This is a genomic window from Streptomyces africanus, from assembly GCF_030816955.1.
Lineage (GTDB): Bacteria > Actinomycetota > Actinomycetes > Streptomycetales > Streptomycetaceae > Streptomyces > Streptomyces africanus.
This window is the reverse complement of sequence record NZ_JAUSYP010000001.1, coordinates 8,531,771-8,555,433: the sequence shown is the minus strand read 5'-3', so window position 1 is coordinate 8,555,433 and position 23,663 is coordinate 8,531,771. Positions and strand designations below refer to the sequence as shown.

Below are 23,663 nucleotides of genomic sequence, written 5' to 3'. Positions count from 1 at the left end.
ATGGTGGCGGCTGAAGCCGTCGCGGCAGACAGTGGACGGCGCGGCCACGTCTTTCACGGTTCCACGGAGCGAACCGGACGAAAAGGGGAGGATCTCCTCCCCCCTTCCTGCGGGGGGCGCCACGTGAGGAGCGGTGGGGCGGGTCAGGGCGCGGCTTCGATGGTGATCTCGTCGGCGGTGGCGAGCTGCTCGGCGCCGCCGTCGGCCATGTGCCCGAGGATGACCAGGCCGGTCGCGTACGGGGCGTCGCGGTAGTAGGTGGCGAGATGGTTCCAGGGCGCGTAGTAGGCGAGATCACCGACCTGAGGGTCGGCGCCTTCCGGGGCGCCGGTGGTGGACAGCTTCCGGGGCAGATCGGCGGTCTTCTCGGCCTGGTTGAAGTCGCGCACAGACAGGGTGAGAGGGAGCTGGGCGGCGAAGTCGCGGGCGGTGGGGCTGTCGTTCAGGGTGGCGTCGAAGCGGTGGCCGTTGATGGTGAGCCGGATGTTCATGGCGGTAGTCCTGGCGGACGGTGAGGTGGTGGCCGGGGCTGTCGAAGCCTGCGGCGACGCGGGCTTCGATGAGGAGGATGGGGAGTCGTAGTTGCAGGCGGTCACAGCCAGCAGCAATGCGGCTGCCGGGACCACGCGGGCGAGAGTTCGCAAGGGTGCCGGGTTCACGAGTTCGTCCAGGGGATTAGTCAGGCAGGGGCTCGGCGTAGTGGCGGAAGCCGTCCCGCAGCTGGTGGATGTCGAGCAGGCGCTCGGCCAGGACGTCGGGGCTGCTGTGCTCGGCGTCGGGCCGGATGGCTCCCGGGATGATCAGCTGCGCGACGTGGACGTTCTCCGGGGCGAGCGCGTCGTACAGCATGCGGGCGTAGGCGCTCTCGGCGGCGAAGGCGATCGAGGTGCCGGCGGCCTTCGGGTTGGGGCGTACGGCGCTGGCGCCGTTGACGAACAGCAGGGTGCCGCGGCCGAGTTCGCGCATGCCGGGCAGGACGGCGTTGACCGCGGTGACCGGGCCCTTGACGGAGAAGGACAGGGGCGCGTCCAGGTCGTCGGCGCTCGTGTCGAGGACCGGCTTCATGAAGTCGGCGCGGGGCACGGGGCTGTACTGGAGAATCTCGACGGTGCCCAGGTCGGCCGCGGCTGCGTACAGGGCCGAGGTCAGGGACTCGATGTCGAGGACATCGGCCGTGTAGCCGCGCGCCTGGACGTCGTCACGGGCGAGGGTGGCCGTCAGACCGTCCAGCTTCTGCGCGTCGCGGGCGATGAGGGCGACGGTGTGGCCGGCGGCGCCGAAGCGGCGGGCGGCGGCAAGTCCGAGACCGGGTCCGGCACCGATGAGGGCGAAGGTCGTCATGGTCAGTCCTTGTGCGAGCGGGTGGTTGCCGTCCTGGGGCCGCACCGCATCGGTGCGGCCCCAGGTGTGGACGCGTCTGCGCTCAGGGCTTGAGCAGGGTCTTGATGGCGCGGCGCTCGTCCATCGCCTTGTAGCCCTCGGCGACCTGGTCCAGGGGCAGGGTGAGGTCGAAGACCTTGCCCGGGTTGATCCGGCCGGACAGGACCCGGTCGATCAGGTCGGGCAGGTAGCGGCGCACGGGGGCGGGGCCGCCGCGCAGACCGACGTGGGAGAAGAACAGCTCCTGGCCGTCGATGGCCACGTCGTGCGGGACGCCGACGAAGCCGACGTTGCCGCCGGGCCGGGCGGAGTGCAGGGCCTGCCGCATCGACTCGGCGGTGCCCACGCACTCCAGTACGGAGTCGGCGCCGATGCCGCCGGTGAGGTCCTTGACGCGGGCGATGCCTTCGTCGCCGCGTTCACTGACGATGTCGGTGGCACCGAACTCCAGGGCCAGCTTCTGGCGGGTTTCATGGCGGCTCATGGCGATGATCCGCTCGGCGCCCAGTTCCCTGGCCGCGATGACACCGCACAGACCGACCGCACCGTCCCCGACCACGACGGCGGTGGAGCCGGGCTGCACTTCGGCGGCGAGGGCGGCGTACCAGCCGGTGCCCATCACGTCGGAGACGGCCAGCAGGCCGGGCACCACCTCGGCGTCCGGGTGCTCGTCGGTGGCGACCAGGGTGCCGTGCGCGTTGGGGATACGGACGTAGTCGGCCTGGCAGGTGCTCATGAACTCGCGGTGCAGGCAATTGGACTGCCAGCCGTTCAGGCAGTTCGCGCAGGTGTTGTCCGAGGTGGCGAAGGAGCCGACCACGAACTGGCCCGGCCTGACGTTGGTGACCTCGCCGCCCACCTCCTCGACGATGCCGACGTACTCGTGCCCCATCGGATGGGGTTCGCCGACGGGTTCCGCGCCGCGGTAGGGCCACAGGTCCGAGCCGCACACGCAGGTGGCGACCGTACGGATCACCGCGTCGGTCGGCTGGAGGATCTTCGGGTCGTCAAGGGTCTCGAAGCGCACATCGCCGGGGGCGTGAATGACTGCTCCGCGCATGGGGGTGCTTCCTTCGGTACGAGGGTCGGTGTGCCGCAGCCGGTGGTCGTGACCGGCTGCTCGACAGCGAGCCTCACACGCGAGGGCGGGCGCGAAAAGCGGAGAAATCCATCCCGGGAGGGGAACATCCTGGGAGTAAATTCTCCCCCCTTTCTCGAGTGGAATCGGTGTCATGCTGGGAAGCATGACCGCCAACGTCCCCCTCAATGAGCTGGGAGAATTCCTCAAGAAGCGCCGCTCGGAGCTGAGCCCGCGCACGGTCGGACTACCCGAGACCGACCGGCCCCGCCGGGTGGCCGGGCTGCGCCGCGAGGAGGTCGCCCAGCTCGCCAGCATCAGCACCGACTACTACACCCGGCTCGAACAGGGCCGTATGCAGGCATCGGCACCCGTGCTGGACGTCCTCGCCCGCGTCCTCCACCTGGACGACGACGAGCGCGGCTACCTCTTCCAGCTCGCCGGCAAGACCACCACCCGCACCCGGCGGCGCGGCCGGCAGCAGGTCCAGCCCCAACTGCAGCGGGTCCTGGACGACCTCACCGCCACCCCGGCCATCGTGCAGGGCCGGCGCGGTGACATCCTCGCCTGGAACGCCCTGGCCGCCGCCCTGGTCACCGACTTCTCCCACCTCCCGGAAAAGCACCGCAACTATCCCCGGATCATCTTCACCGATCCGGCCATGCGCACCCTGTACGCCGACTGGGAGACCTCCGCGCACATCGCCGTGGCCCAGCTGCGGATGGAGGCCGCGAAGTATCCCGAGGACCCCCGCCTGATCGAGCTGGTCGGTGAACTGTCCCTGCGGGACAAGCAGTTCGCCCGATGGTGGGGCGACCACCGGGTGGCCGCCCGCACCGTGGGCACGAAGACCCTCAACCACCCGGTCGTCGGCGAACTCGTCCTGGACTGGGACACCCTCACCGCCAACACGGACCCCGACCAGAACCTCACTGTCTGGACCGCCGCCCCCGGCTCCCCCACCCATGAACGACTGCGCATCCTCGCCTCCTGGGCCGCCGACCAGCACCTGCCCGCGTCGCCACCACTCACCTGACCCCGTCGGCCGCCTCCACGACTCCGGCGACAGACGGCCGAGGGCGTTCACCGTGCCCCTCAGCCGCTCTGACTCTCGCGCCATGAACGGGCGCTTCCCGCGCCTGAGCCGGGCTTTCGTTCACCCTCACCCGCCACCGCGCAAGGAGCACCGCGATGCACACCCGCACCCTCGGCCAGGGCCTCGAGGTCTCGGCGATCGGACTGGGCTGCATGGGCATGTCCCAGAGCTATGGCCCAAACCCCGGAGACCGGCAGGACATGATCGGTGTGCTCCGCGCCGCCGTCGACCGCGGCATCACCTTCTTCGACACCGCCGAGGTATACGGCCCCTACGCCAACGAAGAACTCGTGGGCGAGGCGCTCGCCCCGGTGCGCGACCAGGTCGTCATCGCCACCAAGTTCGGCTGGCGCATCGAGGGCGGCACGTCGGTGGGGCTCGACAGTCGGCCCGAACAGATCAAGCAGGTCGCCGACGCCTCGCTGCGCCGGCTGCGCACGGACACCATCGACCTCTTCTACCAGCACCGGGTCGACCCCGACGTCCCCATCGAGGACGTCGCGGACGCGGTCGCAGAACTCGTACAGGCGGGCAAGGTACGCCACTTCGGCCTGTCCGAAGCCGCCGCGGCGACGATCCGCAGGGCCCACGCCGTCCACCCCGTGACCGCCGTGCAGAGCGAGTACTCCCTGTGGACCCGCGACCCCGAATCCGAGGTACTGCCCACACTCGCCGAACTCGGCATCGGATTCGTGCCGTTCAGCCCGCTCGGCAAGGGCTTCCTCACCGGCACCGTCGACACCACGACCGCGTTCACCGAAGGCGACATCCGCACCACCATCCCCCGGTTCAACGAGGACAACCTCGCAGCCAACCAGGCCCTGGTCAACCACGTCATCACGCTCGCCCGCGCCAGGAACGCCACCCCCGGACAGATCGCCCTGGCCTGGCTCCTCGCCCAGCAGCCCTGGATCGCCCCGATACCCGGCACCCGCCGCATCGAACGCCTGGAAGAGAACGCCGGCTCCACCCAGGTCGCTCTGTCCGCCGACGACATGGCCGACCTCGACGCCACGGCGGCCCGCATCGGCGTGCACGGCGACCGCTACAACGACCAGCACATGCGCCTCGTCGGCAAGTGAGACGATCGCATGCTGGGGACATTGGTCGAACTCGGAGTCACGTGACGACACAACCGTGACGGGTGAGGGCCTCCGGGAGTCAGTGTGGAGCCGTCTGACGGCCTCCCACCGACCTCCAGGAGGTCCTGGCGTCCCACGCTGACGCGGCTCCGAACCCACGTGCCCGTCTGCGGCAGGCACGAACGGTCGCGACGGCGTGCGGTTGAGCCCTCTGTGGGGGTAGGGCGAGTCCTTCGTAGCCCTGGGCCGCACCCCCGCCTTGCCCGAGGAGTTCATCCGACAGTTCACCCTCGAAAACGCTGCCCTGCGCGCCGACGGCGAGGACACCGCGTACATGTGTCAGTGCGGCGCTGACCCCTCCGATCGAGCCTGTGTCGCGGCGCCTGGCGGGCCTGTGGACGTTCACGTATTTCCCCGGGGCTGAGTTCACGTAATTCCCCGGGTCTGTCAAACGAGCGGTGTAACCGGGGTTGACGGTTACTGACGGGCGGCGGGGTCAGGCTTTCGCCAGCCGCAGCAGAAGCAGTTGTTCCGGGTGGAGGTTGGGGATCTGGATGCCGACGTGTTCCAGGACTGTGCCGGGCAGGGTGATGCCGCCCTTGGCGCACCATGCGGGGGTGCCGCGTTCCATGCCGGGTGCCTGGTCGGCGGGCGGCAGCGAGCGCAGGCGGTAAGTGGCGTCGGGATCGAGGCCGCGCAGTCGTAGCGTGCCGGGCTGGGCGGAGATCGGGGTGGCCATGGCGGTGAGGGCGAAGATGGCTTCCGTGCGGTCGTGGGAGATGACGCCGTGTGCCCACAGGGCCGGGTCGGGGTGGTCGATGCGTACGACGCGGCCGGTGTGCAGCAGCCCGCGCAGCTGTTTGTACAGGGTGATCCATCTGGCCAGTTCGGTGCGTTCGGTCTCGGTTGTGCGGGTGAGGTCACATTCGATGCCGAGGTGACCGAAGAGCGCGGTGCCCGCCCGGAAGGCCAGGTCGTGGGTGCGACCGGTGGTGTGAGAACGGGCGGCGCCGATGTGCGAGCCGATGAGTTCGGGCGGCAGGAGCAGCTGGGTCCAGCGATTGATCGACTGGCGTTCCAGGGCGTCGTTGCAGTCGCTGGCCCAGACGCGGTCGGTGCGCTCCAGGATGGCGAGGTCGACGCGTCCGCCGCCGCTTGCGCAGGACTCGATCTCCAACCTGGGGTGGCGTCGGCGCAGTTCGTCCAGGAGGGCGTAGACGGCGAGGGTCTGGGCGTGCACGGCGGGCTCGCCGCCCGGTGCGTGGCCGGCGTCGACCAGTTCGCGGTTGTGGTCCCACTTGAGGTAGGCGATGTCGTACTCGCTGAGCAGGGCGTCGAGGCGCTGCAGGATGTGGGCGTACGCCTCGGGGTGGGTGAGGTCCAGGACCTGCTGGAAACGGCGGTCGGCGGGGGTGCGGCCACCGGTGCCCAGGATCCATTCGGGGTGGGCCCGGGCCAGGTCGGAGTCGGGGTTGACCATTTCCGGCTCGACCCACAGGCCGAACTCCATGCCCAGGCCGCGAACGTGGTCGATGAGCGGATGAAGTCCCGTCGGCCAGACGGTCTCGTCGACGTACCAGTCGCCGAGTCCGGCCCGGTCGTCGCGACGGTGGCGGAACCAGCCGTCGTCCAGGACGAAACGCTCCACGCCGACCTCGGCGCCGCGGTCGGCAAGGTGGGTGAGCCGGTCGAGATCGTGGTCGAAGTAGACGGCCTCCCAGGTGTTGAGCACCACCGGGCGAGGGCGGTCGGGGTGGCCGGGACGGGCGCGGAGGTGGTCGTGGAAGCGGGCGGAGAGGCCGTCGAGCCCCTGGCCGCTGTGGGAGGCGTACAGCCACGGGCCGGTGTACTCCTCGCCCGGGCCGAGGATGACCTCACCCGGCAGCAGCAGTTCGCCGGCAGCGATGACCGGACGGCCGGTGGGGAGTCGCTCGGCCAGTACGCGGTGGTTGCCGCTCCAGGCCAGGTGCAGGCCCCATACCTCGCCGGTGCCGAAGCCGAAGCCGGGTGTGCCGGCCACCAGGACAAGAGGGGCGTCGTGGCCGGTGCGCCCACTGCGAGTCTCGCGCAACCAGGTGCCGTGGGTGAAGGACCGGCGTTGCGGGACCCGTTCGCGGCACCAGCGGCCGGTGAGGTCGAGCAGTTCGGTGGCGGAGTCGGGTACCGGCAGGGCGAGCAGCAGGCCGTTGAGTGTGTAGCCGCGGTTTGGGTCGTCGTTGCGTGCGGCGGCTCGCATGCGCACGAGGCCGGACGTGGTGAGTCCGGCTTCCAGTACCAGGCTGAGCCTGGCTGCGGCGTCGGTGGCCCGCACCTTCACGGATTGTGCTGCGGTATCCAGTTCCAGTGAGTCGCGGGTGAACAGGGGTGACCAGTCGGCTCCCTGACGGTGTCCCGTGAGTCCGGGCTGTCCGGGCCAGCCGGTGCCGTGTTCGGGCAGCAGTGCGGCACGCGGTACGGCGTCGGGGAATCCCGCGATCGGCGGCATGGTGACGGCCTCGGCCAACCGGTGCAGGTCCTGGCGGCTGAGGTCACCGAGGTCGGCGCCCCAGTGCAGAACGGCGGGCAGACCGTTGCCCCGCAGGTCGAGTACCAGGCTCACACCTGCTGCGCGGAGATGAATGACGCCCTCGGCTGCGGCTTCGGTCGGAGTGGTCACGATGGCCCCTCTCGGCAGTCTCACTACGGGGATCTGTAGGTGCGGCTTCGTCACCCCACCCGGGCTCGACCACGGGGTGAGGGGTCGCTGGCGGCGGCGTGGTCGTCAGATCGGGTGGCGCGCATCAGCGCGAGTGCGGTCAGCGGTACGAGGGTCAGGGCGGCGGTCACCGTGCCGACCAGCGGAGGCCCGGCCTGCCGCAGTGGTGAGGCCAGGGCGATGCCTGCCGCCCAGGAGCCGACGGCGACGCCCACGTTGGACGACGAACTGGCCAGCGCGGAGGCGAGCGTGGGCGCGGAACCGGCGAAGCGCCTGACCAGCGCGCCGAGCACCGGGGAGGCGGCGAACGCGGTCACCCCCATGACCGTCACCAGGACGACGGTCGCCACGGGGCTCGTGGAGAAGAACACCAGCAGGAGCAGGATCAGGCTGCTCGCGGCGGCGGCTGTGATGAGGGTGGCGAGCGGCCGACGGTCACCCAGGCGCCCGCCGACCGTGGTGCCCAGCAGGGCGCCCGCACCGTAGCCGGTCAGGACCAGGGGCACGGCCGCGGCGGGGATCTGGGCCCGCTCGGTGAGCAGGGGCGAGATGTAGGTGTAGGTCGCCAGGACACCTCCCATGAGCAAGGCGATGGCGCTCAGCGCCAGCCAGACCCGGCCCTGGCGCAGCGCGGCGAACTCAGCCCGGACAGAACGCGCTTCGCGCTGCTCCTCGTCGGGGATGTACCGGCCGATGACCGCCGCCGCGGCGGCCGACAGGGCGGCCAGCACCCAGAACGGCCCCCGCCAGTTGGATACCTGCCCCAGCCACGAGCCCAGCGGTACGCCGGCGATGTTGGCCATGGTCATGCCCCCGAGCAGCATGCCCAGGGCCCGGGACGTCATTGCCGGTCCTGCCGCGGTTGTCGCCACGACTGCGGCGACGCACCAGAAGGTACCTGTGGCCAGTGCGGTCACCACGCGAGCCGCGAGCACGATCGCGAAGGACGGACTGAGGGCGGCGACCACGTGGCCGAGCGCGAAGACGGTGAGCGCGAGGACCAGCGTGAACCGCCGCGGCAGGCGCAGCGTCGCGATCGCCATCGCCGGTGCGCCGACGATCATGCCTGCCGCGAAGGCCGTGATCAGCAGCCCCGCGTGGGACACGCTGACGCCCAGATCGTCCGAGATCTCGGGCAACAGGCCCGCGATGACGAACTCGGTGGTGCCCATCAGAAAGATCCCGGCTGCCAGCACCAGGACGACGAAAGGCAGCTTGGCGGATCGGTCGTCGGTCAGGGGTGGCATCTGAGTGGTGTTCTCTTTCCGGAGCGAACCGCGACTGGCCGCGGGGAGTGCTGACGCCGCACAGCTTCGCACCGGATATCCGTTCTGTGAGGGGGAGGAAATTCTCCCTTGCCGGATGCAAAGAGTCCGCGTATGCGAATTCATCCGTCCAACAGTTACTGGGAGAGCGTCAGGGGTGGCGTCCCGCCAGGGGCGTAGCCGGGCAGTTTCGCGGCCTCTCGTGGCGGCGATCGGCCCCACACGGGAGCGTCAGGGCGCGCGTGCCCGCCCTGCGGGAAATGCCTGGAAATCCCCGGTGGCTCCACCGCCGACGGTGCGACGGCCGATCAGTGGACCTGCGACGGCGGCACGCATCAACTCTGGCGCAAGACGGCGGCGATAGGCGGTTACGTCACGTTCACCAACGTCAACAGCGGTTTGTGCCTCCAGGTCGCCGGAGCATCGACCACCAATGGAGCCGCCCTCAGTCAGTCGAGCTGCAACGGCGGCGTGAACCAGCAGTGGCTCGTCGTCGGACGATCAGGGAGGGACGTCTTCACTGCAGCAGCAGAGCGAGCGGGCCGAAGAGCACCTCAGACCCGCTCGCCCCGTTGCGGAACCGCTCGCTGTCATTGAAGGAGCGGGGTCGGTCATAGCGGCTGTCCTGTCCGTCTTTCTGTCGTCTTTCGGCTGGTTGAGGTCAGCGTGACGCACGGCCCGACGCCAAGATCGCGCGCCAGGGGCAGGAGTGTAAAGCTGTTTGCCTCGCCCCGACGCTGGGGTCACGCGCTCGACAGGCTCGGGTGTTGATGATCCCTTCGCGGGCACGCGTCCAGCCGGCGGGCTGGACGAGCCTCTGCATGGGGCGTTTCGCGACGGCCGACGGGATCTGATCAGAATGACGGCCACGCCGCCGCGGCGGAAGCCAGACCGAGAACGATGGCGCGCCGGCCGTGTCCCGGCGTGCCCATGCCGTGAGAGTCTTCGTCAGGCAGGACTTCGCCGTCGCGCAGGTCGTAGAACCCGGAAGAGCAACGGTGGACGAGGTCCAAAGGGCTTCTGGACCTTCCACCAGGCATGGCTCCAGATCGAGGCCACAACCGTCGCAGGCCCCTACGCAACCCTCGTGGCCACGGCGCGAGCGGAGGCCGGCGCGCAGATGAGCCTCGCCTGGCAGCAGCCACCGATCGACGCAGACAGCGGCATGAACCTCGGAAACCCGTACCCCCGGGATCGATCGAACGCGGCCCGAGCCAGGTGCATCGAAGTGATGCGCCGTCACCTCTGAGAATGACGGTGATCTTGATGCCAACTATCCCTCTTTTGTGCCAACTATAAATCCTCGTCACAGGTCGTCAGCGTCGCACCCGCGGCATCCCCAGCCCGATCCACGAGATGATCTCCCGCTGGATCTCGTTGTTGCCGCCGCCGAAGGTGAAGATGACCGCCGAGCGGTAGCCGCGTTCCAGCTCGCCGTGCAGGACCTCGCCCGCCGAGCCCTCCTTCAGCGCGCCGGGGGCGGCGACGATCTCCATGAGCCAGGCGTAGGCGTCGCGCCGGGCCTCGGAGCCGTAGACCTTGACGGCGGAGGCGTCCTGCGGGGTGAGGGTGCCGTCCTGCACCGCGCCGACCATCCGCCAGTTGAGCAGCTTCAGCGCGTCCAGCCGGGCGTGGGTCCGGGCCAGGAGGCGGCGTACCCAGGGCAGGTCGGCGACCCGGCGGCCGTCGGCGAGCTTGGTCTCCATCGCCCAGCGCTGCACGTCGTGCAGGGCGCGGATCGCCATGGTGCCGTGGGCGGCCAGGGTCACGCGTTCGTGGTTGAGCTGGTTGGTGATCAGCCGCCAGCCCTGGTTCTCGGCGCCGACCCGGTGGGAGACTGGGACGCGGACGTTCTCGTAGTAGCTGGCCGTGGTGTCGTGCGAGGCGAGGGTGTTGATGAGGGTGCAGGAGTAGCCGGGGTCGGTGGTCGGCATGAGCAGCATGGTGATGCCCTTGTGGGGCGGGGCCTCCGGATCCGTACGGACCGCCAGCCACACCCAGTCCGCCGTGTCACCGTTGGTCGTCCAGATCTTCTGGCCGTTGACGACGTAGTCGTCGCCCTCCCGTACCGCGCGGGTCCGCAGGGACGCGAGGTCGGTGCCCGCGCCGGGCTCGCTGTAGCCGATGGCGAAGTCGATCTCGCCGGAGAGGATCCGCGGCAGGAAGTACGCCTTCTGCTCGTCGGTGCCGTACTGCATGATCGTCGGGCCGACGGTGTTCAGCGCCATGAGCGGCAGCGGGACGCCGGCCTGGGCGGCCTCGTCGAAGAAGATGAACTGCTCCATCGCCGTCAGGCCGCGCCCGCCGTACTCCTCGGGCCAGCCCACGCCGAGCCAGCCGTCCGCGCCGAGCCGCCGGATGGTCTCGCGGTAGAACCGCTTCCGGGCGGCCGGGTCGCCGTGCCGGGCGTACGCGTGGTCCGGGACCAGTTCGGCGAAGTAGCCGCGCAGTTCGGTGCGCAGCCGCTGCTGCTCGGGCGTGTATTCGAGGTGCACGGCGCCTCCAGGCTCCCAAGGCCGGTCCTGTCGGCGCACACCGTAGAACGTGTTACAGAAATTGGGAATGGCGAGCGACGGGGAACATCCCCGGGCCGGCCCGCTGCAAAAAGCCTCCTCAGTTCAACGTCGAGAGGAAGTCCGTGCACGCCCGCGCGCACGTCCGGCACGCCGCCGCCGAGTCCTCCGCTCCCGGCTGCCGGTCGAAGACATGCGCGGCCTCCAGGCACACGGTCCGACACCACTCCACCTGAACGCGGATGGTCGACTCGTCCACCTGGTTCTGCTCGGACAGCACACGGCAGGTCGCGTCGCAGACCTCCGCGCACATGATGCCCTTGCGTCGTACGAGTTCCTGGTTCTCGGTGCCGTCGGGGTCCACGAGGCTCGCACGCAACGCGCACGCCCGGGCGCACTCGGTGCACGCCTGGGCACAGGCGAAGCGGTCCTCCAGGAACCGGAACAGCTCCTGCTGGGATGTCGTCACACCGCGCGGGTAGCCCCCCCGACGCCGGTCAAACCCGGTGCCGCCAAGGGTTCCGTACGGTTTTCCGGCCTTGCCGACCGGGCACCCGGCAGCCCGGGAACGACGACGCACGGAGGTGAGTCACATGCCCGGGCGACAGGAACTCCCGTCGACCCTGGAGCGGTCCGCCGAGGAGGCGCAGCGCACCTGGATCAAGGCGCACGACTCTGCCGTGGAGCAGTACGGCGAGGGGGAGCGCGCGCACCGCGTGGCCTTCGGCGCGCTGAAGCACACCCACGAGAAGGTCGGCGACCACTGGGAGCGCAAGGAGGGCGGCCGGAAGGCCCCGTCGGACCCGCGCTCGGCCCGGCCCCGGCAGCAGGGCGGCCGCAGCGGCGAGGGCGTCGACGAGCGGGCCTCGAAGGAGCACCTGTACGACCTCGCGAAGCGGCTGGGCGTCGAGGGGCGGTCCCGCATGTCGAAGGCGGAGCTGCTGGACGCCGTCCGCAAGGAGAACCGGTCGAAGACCCGGTCCGCCCGGTCGGGGTGAACAGGTTCATGGTGAGGACCAGGGGTACTCGCGTGCCATGACTAGCGCATGGATGGAGATGGCCGCGGGCCGCGGGGCCCTCGGCATCGGGCTGATCGTGGCGGGTGTGGTGGTCGTGGTCCTACTGCTGGGGGCCTTCGTCCTCGGCGTGCGCGTCAAGCGCAGGGAGCTGCCCACGCCGCGGCCCGACGAGCAGCCGCGACTGCCCGACGGCGGCCCGGTCCGTGAGACGAGTGAGCGTCGGGAGCCCGACGAGGTGCCGAGAAGCCAGGACCGTCTGACGCCGCACGAGCTGAAGACCCACGGCAACCAGAGCGACCGCAGGAGCGCGACCCAGGAGCGTCCCCGCTGGAACGAGGGCAGCAGCGGCTCGTTCGGCAGCGGCGGCCCCGGCGGCCGCTGAGCCCCGCTCCCCAAGGCACTGCGCTCCGTACCCCAGGTCGTACGTGAACACGCCGGACCCACGTCGTACACAGGGAAGTGAGAACCATGGCCGATCCCGCCCGCAACACGCTGCCGCTGCCGGACTACGACCACCTGCCGATCGGCGGCCTGGAGAGCCGTGTGCGGTCGCTGTCCGCGGACGAGGTGGAGGAACTGCTGGCGTACGAGCGTTCGCACGCCGACCGGCTGCCGGTGACCGAGCTGCTGGGCTCCCGCCTGGAGCAGCTGCGCGAGGGCGCGGAGCCGACGTCCGGCGATCCGGGCGCGCTGCGTCCCGAGGCGGGCGAGGGGCACGGGGGCTCTCCGGTGTCGCCCGCCACGTCTCCGCAGCCGTTCAGCCCGCCGCCGCACGGCACGCCCGACCAGCGGGGCAAGCCGAAGGGCGACCGCACGTAGGCGTCACCGCCGGACAGAGCTGACCAGAAGGGCCCGTGCCTGTGCACGGGCCCTTTTCGCGCGCAGTGCGTCTTTTCAGTGGTGCAGGGGGTCACTGAGACGCGGGGCGACGCGTCCCTCTACACGGCCCTCGCCGCATGGGCCTGTCACGCCGTCATGTCCCGCCGCTGGCTCACCGCGGGGCTGCTGACCTGCGCGGCAGGACTCTGCCGGCCCACCGCCGCCGCGCTGGTCGCCGCCCTCGCGGTCGCCGCCCTGCTGTCCCTGCGCCGGCGCGAGGACGGGGTCTGATGGCCGTCCCTGGCCGCGGTGCTCGGCACGGCCGCGCTGGCCTCCGGGTCGTACGCGGGGTATGTGCTGTTCGAACTCGGGGTGCCGTAGAACGGCCTTCGGCCCTCGCGCGATGCCACCGAAACATTCCCTTCACGCAGGAAGTATTTAGGGGTAACGACCGCTGCCTACCGTGCCTGCCTTGTCAGTCCCCAACCCGCAGCAAGGAGGCGTGGCATGAGTACCGAGCCACGACTGGCCGAGGTCACCGAGCCGGAACCCGCGCAGAAGGCAGCACCGGGCGCCGACCAGGCCGTCAAGGAGACCCTCGAGGACTACACGCTCCGCTTCGCGCCGCGCAGTTACCGGCGCTGGACCCCGATGGTGGTGGCGACGACCGCGCTCGGCGGCATCGCCTACATGGCCGACTTCTCCATCGGCGCCGGCATCGGTCTGGCCCACGGGACGGGCAACGCGCTGCTGGCGATCGCCGTCGCCGCCGTCGTCATCTTCGTGACCGGCTTCCCGCTGGCCTACTACGGGGCCCGCTACAACATCGACCTGGACCTGATCACGCGCGGCTCGGGCTTCGGCTACTTCGGCTCGGTCCTCACCAGCGTCATCTTCGCCAGCTTCACCTTCATCTTCTTCGCCCTCGAAGGCTCGATCATGGCCCAGGGCCTGAAACTTGGCCTCGGACTGCCGCTGTGGCTGGGCTACTTGGTGTCCACGCTCATGGTGATCCCGCTGGTCGTCTACGGCATGACGGCGCTGAGCAAGCTCCAGGTGTGGACCACCCCGGTCTGGCTGCTGCTGATGGTCGGCCCGCTGGTCTACCTGGTCGCCACCGACCCGGGGACCGTCGACCGCTTCCTCGCCTACGCGGGCACCGACGGGGACGGCGGCGTCAACACCGCCTCCGTGCTGCTGGGCGCGGGCGTGTGTCTGTCGCTGATCGCGCAGATCGGCGAGCAGATCGACTACCTGCGTTTCATGCCGCCCAAGACCGAGGCGAACAAGCGGAGTTGGTGGACGGCCGTGGTGATGGCCGGCCCGGGCTGGGTGGTGCTGGGCGCGCTGAAGCAGGCCATCGGCGTGTTCCTCGCGGTCTACATCATCGCCGAGGTCGGCCCCACCGCCGCGCCGGAGCCGATCCAGCAGTTCAAGCACGCCTTCGACGCGATGATGCCGTCCTGGCTCGTCCTGCCGCTGGCCGTTGCCCTGGTCGTGATCAGCCAGATCAAGATCAACGTCACGAACGCGTACTCCGGCTCCCTCGCCTGGACCAACTCCTTCACCCGCCTCACGCGGCGCTACCCGGGCCGGCTGGTCTTCGTCCTGGTCAACCTGGGCTTCGCGCTCGCCCTGATGGAGGCCGACATGTTCAGCTTCCTCAACAGCATCCTGGGCTTCTACTCGAACTGCGCGATCGCCTGGGTGGTCACCGTGGCCACCGACATCGGCATCAACAAGTACGTGCTGAAGCTGTCCCCGCACGCCCCCGAGTTCCGCCGCGGCATGCTCTACGCCGTCAACCCGGTCGGGGTCGTCGCCTTCGCCGCCGCCTCCGGGCTGTCCATCGCCATGTACTTCCACGCGCTGGGCGACACGCTCCAGCCGTACTCCCCCGTCGCCGCCGCCGTGATCGCGTTCGTCCTCACCCCACTGATGGCCATGGTCACCAAGGGCAGGTACTACCTGCGCCGCACCGACGACGGCATCGCCGAGCCGCTGCTCGACGAGGACGGCAACCCCAGCGCCGTCACCTACGAGTGCCATGTGTGCCGGCAGCAGTTCGAGCGGCCGGACGTGGCCGCCTGCCGGACGCACGATGCCGTGGTCTGCTCGCTCTGCCTGAGCACCGACAAGGTCGGCGACCACGTCCTACCGGAGGCACCCGCCGTCGTCTGACCACCGAGGGGGCGGAGGCCGCGTAGCGCCTCCGCCCCTCGACGCGTACTCCCGCGGCGACTGCGCTGCCCTCTGCACGCCGGGGCCCGGAGGGGCGAGGGCGTCCAGGGCCGCTCGCCCGCCCCGGCGGCCTTCGTCACCGGCGCGCCGGACCCTCCTCACCCCGCGCACGGGGGTACCAAGTCGGTCTCGGACTCCCTTCGCCGGCCCCCCGTGAAGGGGCGCTCTCGCGCACCGGACGGCATACTGATCTTGTGTTGCGCAGTGCTGCGGGCCGATGGTCGGAGAGGAGATGACGGGACGTGACCAGCGAAGGACCGGGCGGCGGACGGGGAACGCCCGACGAGCCGGTCGGCACTCCCCCGGTCCCGGACGACGTGTGGCTGAGGTTCCTCACGGACAGCGAGCACGCCATACGCGCCTCCGCGCCCAGGGAGCCTTCCGCGCAGGAGCGGGCGGCGGGACGGCGGCTCCAACCCCCGTACGCCGTCGGTGACCTGTGGCAGCCGGAGGACCTGTGGATCCGCGTGTCCTGGGGCGACCTGGACCGCCGTGCCAAGGTCCGGCGCGTGGGACGGGTCGTCGCCACCGCCGCCGCGGTGGCTCTGGCGCTGGGAGCCTGGTCCCAGTTGTCCGCCGGCGCGGGCACGGACACCCGGCCGGGGACGGGCACCGTGCGGCAGGTGGAGGGGGCGACCGCGAGGCTGCCCACGGCCACTCCCTTCCCGTCCGGATCCCCCGTCCCGGCACCCTCCAGGTAGCGCACGCGAGACGGGTACGGTCCCGCACGGCCGCCTAGGATGAGCTCACAGGCCTGATCCGGGCGCTCGTCCGGGCGCGGCCCCCGCAGGCGAGTCATCAGGAACGCGCACGCCGACGAAAGGGGGACAGACATGAGCGCGCCCCGCCTCAGCAGTACGCCGTTGCCGGGCATAGGTGTCCGCTACGACCTGACGACCCGGGAGAGCCGCCGGCTGTCCGTGGTCGCCCACCGCGACGGCCACCGGACCATCAGCGCCTACCGCGAGGACGACCCGGACGCCTGCGACCTGTCGGTGCGTCTGACGGCGGAGGAGGCGGCGATGGTCATCGACGCGATGATGCCCGCGCACCACACGCCGAACCTGCTGTCCACCACCGACCTGGGGCTCGTCGCCGAGCGGATCGAACTGTCCGGCACCTCGCACTGGAACGGCCGGCTGCTGGGCGAGTCCCGGATCCGCACCGACACCGGCGCGTCCATCGTGGCGGTGCTGCGCCGGGCCGAGGCGATCCCCTCCCCCGCGCCGGACTTCCGGCTCGCCGGCGGTGACACGCTCATCGTCATCGGGACCCGCGAGGGCGTGGAGGCCGCCGCCGCGATACTCGGGCGGGAGTGACCCGCCATGCACTCCTCCGCGGTCTTCCTGATCGAGTTCGGCTGCCTCATCCTGGGGCTCGGGCTGCTCGGCCGCCTCGCCGGGCGCTTCGGCTTCTCGCCGATCCCTCTCTATCTGCTGGCCGGGCTGGCCTTCGGCGAGGGCGGACTGCTGCCGCTCGTCGCCAGCGAGGACTTCGTCGCCATCGGTGCCGAGATCGGTGTCATCCTGCTGCTGCTCATGCTGGGCCTGGAGTACACGGCCGCCGACCTCGTCTCCAACCTCAGGACCCACTACCCGGCCGGGGTCGTCGACGCCGTCCTCAACGCCCTGCCCGGTGCGGTGCTCGCCCTGCTGCTCGGCTGGGGACCGGTCGCGGCCGTCGTACTGGCCGGGGTCACCTGGGTCTCCTCCTCCGGCGTCATCGCCAGGGTCCTGGGCGAGCTGGGGCGGCTCGGCAACCGCGAGACCCCGGCCATCCTGAGCATCCTGGTCCTCGAGGACCTCTCCATGGCGGTCTACCTGCCGATCGTCACCGCCCTGCTGGCCGGGGTCGGCCTGGCCGCGGGCGCCGTCACGCTGGCCATCGCCCTGGGCGTGGCCACGCTCGTGCTCGTCCTCGCCGTGCGCTACGGCCGCCATGTCTCCCGCTTCGTCTCCAGCGACGACCCCGAGAAACTGCTGCTGGTGGTGCTCGGCGTGACCCTGGTGGTCGCCGGGCTCGCGCAGCGACTCCAGGTGTCCGCGGCGGTGGGCGCCTTCCTGGTGGGCATCGCCCTGTCCGGCGAGGTCGCCGAGGGCGCGACGAGCCTGCTCGCGCCGCTGCGGGACCTGTTCGCCGCGGTGTTCTTCGTCTTCTTCGGCCTGCACACCGACCCCGCCAGCATCCCGCCCGTGCTGGTGCCGGCCCTCGCCCTGGCGGCCGTCACCACCGCGACGAAGATCGCCACCGGCTACTGGGCCGCGCGCCGCGCCGGGATCGGGCCCAAGGGGCGCTGGCGCGCCGGCGGCACGCTCGTGGCCCGCGGCGAGTTCTCCATCGTCATCGCCGGGCTCGCCGTCACGTCCGGCATCGAGCCCGCCCTCGGCCCGCTGGCCACGGCGTACGTCCTCATCCTGGTCCTGCTCGGCCCCCTGACCGCGCGCTGCACCGAGCCCGTGGCGACCGGCCTGACCGGCCGACTGCGCCGGAGGAGGACCACATCCGGCGCACTGTCGCCACCTGCTCCCCCGGGCGCCCGCGAGACCATCGACGACCAGGACATCGTCGGGCGCACGTGACCGACCCGGCCGGGGCAGTCCACCGACCGCGCGCTTCGCTTCCAGCATCACGCCCCCTGCGGGGGGACGGGGTACGGCTGCGCTCCCGTGCCGGGGTCAGCCCGTCTTCCAGCCGCGGCGTGTGTCGATCCGTTCCCATTCCGCGGCCCACTGGGCCATGCGCCGCCGGTCCAGGGACAGCCGGGTCAGCCAGGCGGCGCCCAGGACCACCCCGCCCGCGAGGACTCCTGCCAGACCGCCGCCCACGGTCGTGTGCAGCCAGGCCTCGCCCCCGGACACCGGTGGGATCGTGATGTCACCGCTCCGGTTCACCCACAGGGGGATCGTGCTCCCGGCGGGAGTCCTCGGCGGCACCCGCGCCTGCTCCGTGTGCGTCGAGCCGTCCGGCGCGGTCCACCGCACCTTGGCCCACACCCGGTGGTCGCTCGCCGCCCGGGCCGGTGACGGGCCCGGCGCGTCCTCGACGGCGACCGCGGAGACCTGACGGCTCTCCGCCTGCTGGTGTTCGACGGCCCGCTCGACCGCGCCCGCCGCCATCAGCCCGGCGCACACACCGGCGAGCAGGGCCAACGCCCAGCCGGCGAGCACGACCCAGGCTTCGACGACGTCGATACGCCGTTTGAGCGCATTGCGCCGCCACCGCCACCACCGCACGGTCACACGCTCTGAGGTTTCCATCGGCCGACACCCCCTCGTGAGCACCGGCAGCACCCTTCCAGTGTGCGCCTGAATGCTCCTGTCGGCGTATCGCTCAGCCGGAGGACGAGGTGATCCGTACCCGGTCGCTCTCGCCACCGGAGAGGAAGGACGCCACTGCCCGCCCTTCCTCGGCGACGGACGCGCGGTCGGCCCGAGAGAAGCGGCGCAGCAGGGTGACCAGGACGGTGTCCGCCTCGACTTTCCAGGTCGCGGCGACCCGGCCGTCGACCAGGACGACGCGGGCGCCTTCGACCGACAGGCCGCGGTGGGCGTCGTCGATGATCCGGCCGCGGTCGTGGTAGCCGAGGATCGCGTTGTCGAACGCCGGCAGGAACCGCACCGGCACGGGGGTGCCGAGGTCGGGGCGCGGCGCGTCGGGGAGGTCCAGCAGTTCCCGGCCGCGCTCGTCGCGGAAGGCGACCAGTTCCTCGCGCAGGGCGGAGACCGCGGCCGGCAGTCCCGCCAGTCCGCACCAGGCGCGCAGATCGGCCGAGGCGGCGGGTCCGAACGCGGCCAGGTACCGCCTTACCAGTGCCTGTCCCACGGGATCGGAGCCGTCCGGGTCCGGTGGGTCGATCTCGCGCCCCAGCCAGGAGGAGACCAGGGCGTAGCGCACTCCCGCCGTCGTGCGCCACAGGCCGCGAGGCGGCAGCTGCACCATCGGGAGCAGGCCGGCGACCAGCATCTCGCCCAGTGGCCGGAGCCCCGCTGCCGGCCAGCGCCCGGCGACGGCTCGCGCGAGGTCGCCCATGGAACGGGGTTGGCCGTCGGCCATGACCTGCCGCCCCGCCGCCGCGAGTTCGCCGAGGTCCACGCCCTCCAACTCGCGGCGGTACGTGCCGAGTACCCGCTGGCGCAGCATCGCGTCGTGGCGGGCCCGCCAGGCCACGAGGTCGTCGGCGGTGACGAGGTGGACGGTGCGGCGCATGAGATGGGTCCGCACGACGCGCCGCCCGGTCAGCAGTTCCGACAGCACCGCCGGGTCGAACGCCCGCAGCCGGGACCAGAGCCCGATGAACGGTTCCTGCGGTTCCTGCGCCTGGAGACCGCCCAGGTGCGCGACGGCGTCGAGGACCGGCAGGTCGGCGCGGTCGAGGAGCAACTGCCGCGCGAGGGTGGCGCGGTTGAGCGCCCGGGCGTCGAGAACCGTCAAGGGAGCACCTCGGCCTTCGAGTCGTGTGCCGGCCCGTGGTTCGAGGGGCCCGGGCGGCTTGCCCGACCACCGTCGCAGGCGATGCGGTCAGGCTGTGACCGCATCCGCCCTCAGCCACGCGGCCCGGCCCCGTTCCCGCCGCGGCGAGCGGCTCAGCGGCGTTGCCATTCCTCGGCGAGGAGCCGGTACGAGCGCACCCGGTCGGCGTGGTCGTGGGTGATGGTGGTGACGAGCAGTTCGTCGGCGCCGGTGGCCTCCCGCAGTTGTTCGAGCCGGTCGGCGACGCGTCCGGGCGAGCCGACGAACTGGGTGTCGACGCGGTCGGCGACCAGGGCCCGGTCCTGCTCGGTCCAGTCGTGGGCGCGGGCCTGTTCGGAGGTCGGGTAGGGGATCGCTCCCTCGGCGGTGCGGATGCTGCGGACCCACAGGCCGTAGCCGGTGGCCAGTTCGCGGGCGGTGTCGTCGTCCTCGGCGACGACGACGTCGGCGGAGACGCTGACGTAGGGCTTGTCGAGGTGGTCAGACGGCTGGAACGCGGCCCGGTACCCCTCGGCCGCCTCCAGTACGGTGGCCGGGCTGACGTGGTAGTTGGCGGCGAAGCGCAGGCCGTTGCGGCCCGCGACGTCGGCGCTCTCCCCGCCGCTGCTGCCGAGGATCCACACCTGCACGTCGGCGCCTTCTCCGGGGACGGCGTGTGCTTCGAGCCCGTCCGCCGAGCGGTAGTCGCCGCGCAGCAACGCGAGGATGTCGCCGACCTGTTCGCCGTAGTCCTGGTGACGGGCGCCCGGTTGCCGCAGCAGTTGCTGCTGGAGCCTGAGGCGTGGTGAGTCGCGCAGGTGGTCGGGGGAGAACCGGGGCGGGATCTTCAGGCCGTTGGGGGTGCGCCCGTCGACGACGGGGGTGGTCGTCGGGCGGGGTCCCGCCGGCTGTCCCGGGGGACGTCCGCCGGAGCGGCCGAGGCCCAGGTCGAGTCGCCCGGGGTGCAGGGCGTCGATGAGGCCGAACTCCTCGACGGTGGACAGGGCCGTGCGGTGGCCGAGTTGCACGGCGCCGGAGCCGATCCTGATCGTGGAGGTCGCCGCGGCGGTCAGGGCCAGCAGCACCGCGGGAGAGGTGCCGGCCACGCCCGGGTTGAGGTGGTGCTCGGCGAACCAGTAACGGCTGTAGCCGAACCGCTCGGTCTGCCGCGCGAGGTCGATGGTGTGGTGCAGCGCGTCGGCGGAGGTGGAGCCGGACGGGACGGGGACGAGGTCGAGGACCCCGAGAGGGATGCCGGACATGGTCGGGTGCTCCTCAGCGGTCGGTGGGCAGGGCTGCGGGCCGGCGGACGGTCAGCCGCCGGTCTTCGGCAGGCCGGGCGGGTTGATCTCCGACCTGGTCACGGCCTCGCCGGACAGACCCCAGCGCTTCAGCACCTTCGCGTACGTGCCGTTGCCGATGACGTGGTTCAGCGCGTCGGCGAGCGGTTTCGCCAGTCCGCTGTCCTTCTTGGTGGTGGCCGCGATGAGGCCCTGGAGGCGGGCGCCGGCGCCCGAGTACGTGCCGACGACCTCCGTCCTGCCGGTGGTGGCCGCGTGGTAGGCGGCGGTCGGGTTGGGGCCGAGGCAGAGGTCGATCCGGCCGGACTGGAGAGCGAGGTAGGTGTCGCTGTCGTTCTGGTAGTACTTGATGTCCACCGGCTTGCGGCCGGCCTTCTTGTTCTCCGCCGACCACTCGATCAGCAGTTTCTCCTGGTTGGTGCCGCTGCCCACGGCGACGGTCTTTCCGGCGACGTCCTTCGGCCCGGTGACCTTCAGGCCGCTGCCCTTCTTCGCCTCGAAGGCCAGGTTGTCCTCGCGGTAGGTGGCGAAGTCGTACTTCTCCTTGCGTTCCTCGGTGACGGTGATGTTGCTGAGGCCGGCGTCGTACTTGCCGCTGTCGAGGCCGACGAAGATGTTCTCCCACGACACGGTGTTGAGGTGCGCCTTGAGACCGAGGACGTCGGCGACCAGGTGGGCGATGTCGGGCTCGACGCCGATGACGGTCTTGTTGTCGGTGGCGTAGAAGGTCAGGGGCGCGGCGGAGCCGGACGAGGAGACGAGTTCCAGGGTGCCTCTCCTGCGGATCTTCTCGGGGACTTCTGCCGCTATGGAGTCGACCTTTCCGGTCGTGACGCGGTTCTGGTCGGGGCTGATGTTGATCTTCGTCTTGCTGCCGGATGTGGCCGCGACCTCGGTCGTGCCGCCGTCGGTGGGGTTGGCGCAGCCGGCGAGGACGAGGGCGGTGGCGAGTCCGAGCGTTGCTGCGGTGGTGCGGCGGGCGTCGAGGGTGGCCACGGTGGTGCTCCTTGCGTGTGTGACGGTCGGGTGGTCAGAGGACCTTGGAGAGAAAGGCGCGGGTGCGCTCGTGCTGCGGGGCGTCGAGGACGGCCGAGGGCGGGCCCTGCTCCACGACGACTCCGCCGTCCATGAAGACCACGGTGTCGGCGACCTCGCGCGCGAAGCCGATCTCGTGGGTCACGACGATCATGGTGGTCCCGGTGCGCGCCAGGTCCTTGATGACGTCGAGGACCTCGCCGACCAGCTCCGGGTCGAGCGCCGAGGTGGGTTCGTCGAAGAGCAGCACCTTGGGTTCGAGGGCGAGTGCGCGGGCGATGGCGACGCGCTGTTGCTGGCCGCCGGACAACTGCCGGGGATAGGCGCCGGTCTTGTCGGCGAGCCCGACCCGCTCCAGCAGCCGGCGGGCGGTCTCCTCCGCGTCCCTGCGCGGGCGGCGCAGGGCGGAGACGGGGGCCTCGACGAGGTTCTCCAGGACGGTCAGGTGTGGGAAGAGGTTGAAGTTCTGGAAGACGAACCCGATGTGGGTGCGCTGCCTCAGAACGTCCTTCTCCTTGAGTTCGTGCAGCTTGTTCCCGGAGCGGCGGTAGCCGATGAGTTCGCCGTCGATGCTGATCCAGCCGCGGTCGACCTTCTCCAGGTGGTTGATGGTGCGCAGCAGGGTGGACTTCCCTGAGCCGGACGGGCCGAGGACCACGGTGACCTCGCCGGCGCGGACCGTGAGGTCGACGCCGCGCAGCACCTGAAGGGGGCCGAAGTTCTTGTGGACGCCGTGGACGTCGACCATGGCGGCACTCATGTGCTCTCCTTCGTCACGAAGCGCCGGGCGCGCTGGAGCGGGGTGGGCGGCGGGGTGCGGTCGGCGCCCCGGGCGTAGCGGCGCTCCACGTAGTACTGGGCGATCGACAGCAGGGAGGTCAGTACGACGTACCAGGCGGTGGCGACCAGCAGCAGCGGGATCACCCGGCCGTTGCGGCCGTAGATCACCTGCACCTGGTAGAAGAGCTCGCCGATGGACATCACGTAGACCACCGAGGTGCCCTTGAGCAGGCCGATGATCTCGTTGCCCGCAGTGGGCAGGATGGCGCGCATGGCCTGCGGGAGCACGATCCGGCGGATCTGCCGCAGCCGGGGGATGCCCAGCGCGGCGGCGGCCTCCAGTTGTCCGTGGTCGACGGCGATGACGCCGCCGCGGACGATCTCGGCGGCGTAGGCGGCCTGGTGCAGGGTCAGCCCGATGACGGCGGCGCCGATGGTGCCGATGAGCGTGTTGCTGTCGACGGACCAGAACACCGGCCCGAAGGGGACGCCGACGCCCAACTCCTTGTACAGGGCGCTGAGGTTGAACCAGAACACCAGCTGGACGATCATCGGGATGGACCGGAAGATCCAGATGTAGGTCCAGGCGACGGTCGAGAGCACCGGGCTGCGCGACAGCCGCATGAAGGCGAGCACGGTGCCGAGGAGGAAGCCGAGGACGGTGGCGTAGGCGGTGAGCTGGAGGGTCACCCACACCGCTTGGACGATCGTCTCGGAGAAGACGTAGTCGCTGAAGACGTGCCACTCCCAGACGGGGTTGGTGGCCAGGCCGTGGACGAACTGGGCGATCAGCACGACCACGGCGGCGCCGGCGGCCCAGCGGGCGTAGTGGCGGGTGGGTACGACCTTCAGCTCGGCCGGGTCTTCTACCAGCCTCGGGGCCGGTTCTGTGATGGTGTCGCTGCTCATG

24 protein-coding genes are annotated in these 23,663 nt (G+C 70.9%); 11 read left to right on the top strand and 13 right to left on the bottom strand.

Annotated features, from left to right (window positions below; translation table 11 throughout):
• Positions 1-143: 143 nt before the first annotated feature.
• The 3 genes from QF034_RS38910 to QF034_RS38900 all read right to left on the bottom strand — a co-directional run bounded on the left by QF034_RS38910 (position 144) and on the right by QF034_RS38900 (position 2,440).
• Positions 144-491 (bottom strand): cyclophilin-like fold protein, encoded by a 348-nt coding sequence (locus QF034_RS38910; protein ID WP_307179361.1) that lies wholly within the window; start codon positions 489-491, stop codon positions 144-146.
• A 184-nt stretch (positions 492-675) separates the two neighbouring features.
• Positions 676-1,341: an SDR family NAD(P)-dependent oxidoreductase gene (locus QF034_RS38905; protein ID WP_307179360.1), complete on the bottom strand. Its 666-nt coding sequence runs from the start codon at positions 1,339-1,341 to the stop codon at positions 676-678.
• An 82-nt stretch (positions 1,342-1,423) separates the two neighbouring features.
• The gene (locus QF034_RS38900) at positions 1,424-2,440 is read right to left on the bottom strand and encodes a zinc-dependent alcohol dehydrogenase family protein (RefSeq protein WP_307179359.1); all 1,017 of its coding nucleotides are present in this window, start codon (positions 2,438-2,440) and stop codon (positions 1,424-1,426) included.
• 172 nt (positions 2,441-2,612) lie between these two features.
• Here QF034_RS38900 and QF034_RS38895 point away from each other — a divergent pair, with 172 nt between their 5' ends.
• Both QF034_RS38895 and QF034_RS38890 read left to right on the top strand, forming a co-directional pair.
• A complete protein-coding gene (locus QF034_RS38895; RefSeq protein WP_307179358.1) occupies positions 2,613-3,494 on the top strand; it encodes a helix-turn-helix domain-containing protein in 882 nt (293 codons plus the stop codon).
• Positions 3,495-3,649: 155 nt separating this feature from the next.
• A complete protein-coding gene (locus QF034_RS38890) occupies positions 3,650-4,636 on the top strand; it encodes an aldo/keto reductase (RefSeq protein ID WP_307179357.1) in 987 nt (328 codons plus the stop codon).
• Between the two features lie 496 nt (positions 4,637-5,132).
• Here the strand turns inward: QF034_RS38890 and QF034_RS38885 are convergent, their stop codons facing one another.
• Together QF034_RS38885 and QF034_RS38880 are read right to left on the bottom strand one after the other, a co-directional pair.
• On the bottom strand, positions 5,133-7,292 hold the full coding sequence (locus QF034_RS38885; protein ID WP_307179356.1) for an alpha-galactosidase: 2,160 nt from the start codon (positions 7,290-7,292) through the stop codon (positions 5,133-5,135).
• 50 nt (positions 7,293-7,342) lie between these two features.
• Positions 7,343-8,578, bottom strand: a complete 1,236-nt coding sequence (locus tag QF034_RS38880) for an MFS transporter (protein WP_307179355.1) — start codon at positions 8,576-8,578, stop codon at positions 7,343-7,345.
• Between the two features lie 282 nt (positions 8,579-8,860).
• On the opposite strand from QF034_RS38880, the gene QF034_RS38875 reads away from it, so the two are divergent.
• Positions 8,861-9,193, top strand: a complete 333-nt coding sequence (locus QF034_RS38875) for an RICIN domain-containing protein (protein ID WP_307180081.1) — start codon at positions 8,861-8,863, stop codon at positions 9,191-9,193.
• A 719-nt stretch (positions 9,194-9,912) separates the two neighbouring features.
• On the opposite strand, the gene QF034_RS38870 is transcribed toward QF034_RS38875, so the two are convergent.
• The gene (locus QF034_RS38870) at positions 9,913-11,091 is read right to left on the bottom strand and encodes an acyl-CoA dehydrogenase family protein (RefSeq protein WP_307179354.1); all 1,179 of its coding nucleotides are present in this window, start codon (positions 11,089-11,091) and stop codon (positions 9,913-9,915) included.
• Positions 11,092-11,209: 118 nt separating this feature from the next.
• A complete protein-coding gene (locus tag QF034_RS38865; RefSeq protein WP_307179353.1) occupies positions 11,210-11,578 on the bottom strand; it encodes a four-helix bundle copper-binding protein in 369 nt (122 codons plus the stop codon).
• Positions 11,579-11,702: 124 nt separating this feature from the next.
• On the opposite strand from QF034_RS38865, the gene QF034_RS38860 reads away from it, so the two are divergent.
• From QF034_RS38860 to QF034_RS38825, 8 genes are all read left to right on the top strand, one after another.
• Entirely contained in the window at positions 11,703-12,107 is a 405-nt protein-coding gene (locus QF034_RS38860; RefSeq protein WP_307179352.1) for a ChaB family protein, read from the top strand.
• Positions 12,108-12,144: 37 nt separating this feature from the next.
• On the top strand, positions 12,145-12,510 hold the full coding sequence (locus tag QF034_RS38855; protein ID WP_307179351.1) for a DUF6479 family protein: 366 nt from the start codon (positions 12,145-12,147) through the stop codon (positions 12,508-12,510).
• Positions 12,511-12,596: 86 nt separating this feature from the next.
• Positions 12,597-12,947 carry a DUF8129 domain-containing protein gene (locus tag QF034_RS38850; protein WP_086563054.1) on the top strand — a complete coding sequence of 117 codons (351 nt, stop codon included), beginning with the start codon at positions 12,597-12,599 and terminating at the stop codon, positions 12,945-12,947.
• Between the two features lie 81 nt (positions 12,948-13,028).
• Positions 13,029-13,238 carry a hypothetical protein gene (locus tag QF034_RS38845; RefSeq protein WP_307180124.1) on the top strand — a complete coding sequence of 70 codons (210 nt, stop codon included), beginning with the start codon at positions 13,029-13,031 and terminating at the stop codon, positions 13,236-13,238.
• Positions 13,239-13,454: 216 nt separating this feature from the next.
• Positions 13,455-15,128 carry a purine-cytosine permease family protein gene (locus QF034_RS38840; protein ID WP_307179350.1) on the top strand — a complete coding sequence of 558 codons (1,674 nt, stop codon included), beginning with the start codon at positions 13,455-13,457 and terminating at the stop codon, positions 15,126-15,128.
• A gap of 302 nt (positions 15,129-15,430) precedes the next feature.
• A complete protein-coding gene (locus tag QF034_RS38835; protein ID WP_307179349.1) occupies positions 15,431-15,889 on the top strand; it encodes a hypothetical protein in 459 nt (152 codons plus the stop codon).
• Between the two features lie 132 nt (positions 15,890-16,021).
• The gene (locus tag QF034_RS38830) at positions 16,022-16,507 is read left to right on the top strand and encodes a cation:proton antiporter regulatory subunit (RefSeq protein ID WP_307179348.1); all 486 of its coding nucleotides are present in this window, start codon (positions 16,022-16,024) and stop codon (positions 16,505-16,507) included.
• 6 nt (positions 16,508-16,513) lie between these two features.
• Positions 16,514-17,767: a cation:proton antiporter gene (locus QF034_RS38825; RefSeq protein ID WP_307179347.1), complete on the top strand. Its 1,254-nt coding sequence runs from the start codon at positions 16,514-16,516 to the stop codon at positions 17,765-17,767.
• Positions 17,768-17,863: 96 nt separating this feature from the next.
• Here the strand turns inward: QF034_RS38825 and QF034_RS38820 are convergent, their stop codons facing one another.
• The 6 genes from QF034_RS38820 to QF034_RS38795 form a co-directional block, all read right to left on the bottom strand.
• Positions 17,864-18,445, bottom strand: coding sequence for an Rv1733c family protein (locus tag QF034_RS38820; RefSeq protein WP_307179346.1), 582 nt, complete (start codon positions 18,443-18,445; stop codon positions 17,864-17,866).
• Between the two features lie 73 nt (positions 18,446-18,518).
• On the bottom strand, positions 18,519-19,619 hold the full coding sequence (locus tag QF034_RS38815) for a winged helix DNA-binding domain-containing protein (RefSeq protein WP_307179345.1): 1,101 nt from the start codon (positions 19,617-19,619) through the stop codon (positions 18,519-18,521).
• A 152-nt stretch (positions 19,620-19,771) separates the two neighbouring features.
• Positions 19,772-20,899, bottom strand: coding sequence for an LLM class flavin-dependent oxidoreductase (locus QF034_RS38810; protein ID WP_307179344.1), 1,128 nt, complete (start codon positions 20,897-20,899; stop codon positions 19,772-19,774).
• 51 nt (positions 20,900-20,950) lie between these two features.
• Complete coding sequence (locus QF034_RS38805; protein ID WP_307179342.1) at positions 20,951-21,934, bottom strand: ABC transporter substrate-binding protein; 984 nt, start codon at positions 21,932-21,934, stop codon at positions 20,951-20,953.
• Between the two features lie 34 nt (positions 21,935-21,968).
• Positions 21,969-22,733 carry an amino acid ABC transporter ATP-binding protein gene (locus QF034_RS38800; RefSeq protein ID WP_307179341.1) on the bottom strand — a complete coding sequence of 255 codons (765 nt, stop codon included), beginning with the start codon at positions 22,731-22,733 and terminating at the stop codon, positions 21,969-21,971.
• A complete protein-coding gene (locus QF034_RS38795; RefSeq protein WP_307179340.1) occupies positions 22,730-23,662 on the bottom strand; it encodes an amino acid ABC transporter permease in 933 nt (310 codons plus the stop codon). Before QF034_RS38795 ends, QF034_RS38800 begins: the two co-directional genes overlap by 4 nt.
• Position 23,663 lies beyond the last annotated feature (1 nt).

What these genes read in the sequence shown, in the direction of transcription:
- QF034_RS38910 (WP_307179361.1), bottom strand. Translation starts at nt 491, where the DNA reads ATGAACATCCGGCTCACCATCAACGGCCACCGCTTCGACGCCACCCTG.
- QF034_RS38825 (WP_307179347.1), top strand. Translation starts at nt 16,514, where the DNA reads ATGCACTCCTCCGCGGTCTTCCTGATCGAGTTCGGCTGCCTCATCCTG.
- QF034_RS38850 (WP_086563054.1), top strand. Translation starts at nt 12,597, where the DNA reads ATGGCCGATCCCGCCCGCAACACGCTGCCGCTGCCGGACTACGACCAC.
- QF034_RS38855 (WP_307179351.1), top strand. Translation starts at nt 12,145, where the DNA reads ATGACTAGCGCATGGATGGAGATGGCCGCGGGCCGCGGGGCCCTCGGC.
- QF034_RS38830 (WP_307179348.1), top strand. Translation starts at nt 16,022, where the DNA reads ATGAGCGCGCCCCGCCTCAGCAGTACGCCGTTGCCGGGCATAGGTGTC.
- QF034_RS38810 (WP_307179344.1), bottom strand. Translation starts at nt 20,899, where the DNA reads ATGTCCGGCATCCCTCTCGGGGTCCTCGACCTCGTCCCCGTCCCGTCC.
- QF034_RS38880 (WP_307179355.1), bottom strand. Translation starts at nt 8,578, where the DNA reads ATGCCACCCCTGACCGACGACCGATCCGCCAAGCTGCCTTTCGTCGTC.
- QF034_RS38800 (WP_307179341.1), bottom strand. Translation starts at nt 22,733, where the DNA reads ATGAGTGCCGCCATGGTCGACGTCCACGGCGTCCACAAGAACTTCGGC.
- QF034_RS38890 (WP_307179357.1), top strand. Translation starts at nt 3,650, where the DNA reads ATGCACACCCGCACCCTCGGCCAGGGCCTCGAGGTCTCGGCGATCGGA.
- QF034_RS38895 (WP_307179358.1), top strand. Translation starts at nt 2,613, where the DNA reads ATGCTGGGAAGCATGACCGCCAACGTCCCCCTCAATGAGCTGGGAGAA.
- QF034_RS38840 (WP_307179350.1), top strand. Translation starts at nt 13,455, where the DNA reads ATGAGTACCGAGCCACGACTGGCCGAGGTCACCGAGCCGGAACCCGCG.
- QF034_RS38820 (WP_307179346.1), bottom strand. Translation starts at nt 18,445, where the DNA reads ATGGAAACCTCAGAGCGTGTGACCGTGCGGTGGTGGCGGTGGCGGCGC.
- QF034_RS38900 (WP_307179359.1), bottom strand. Translation starts at nt 2,440, where the DNA reads ATGCGCGGAGCAGTCATTCACGCCCCCGGCGATGTGCGCTTCGAGACC.
- QF034_RS38860 (WP_307179352.1), top strand. Translation starts at nt 11,703, where the DNA reads ATGCCCGGGCGACAGGAACTCCCGTCGACCCTGGAGCGGTCCGCCGAG.
- QF034_RS38905 (WP_307179360.1), bottom strand. Translation starts at nt 1,341, where the DNA reads ATGACGACCTTCGCCCTCATCGGTGCCGGACCCGGTCTCGGACTTGCC.
- QF034_RS38795 (WP_307179340.1), bottom strand. Translation starts at nt 23,662, where the DNA reads ATGAGCAGCGACACCATCACAGAACCGGCCCCGAGGCTGGTAGAAGAC.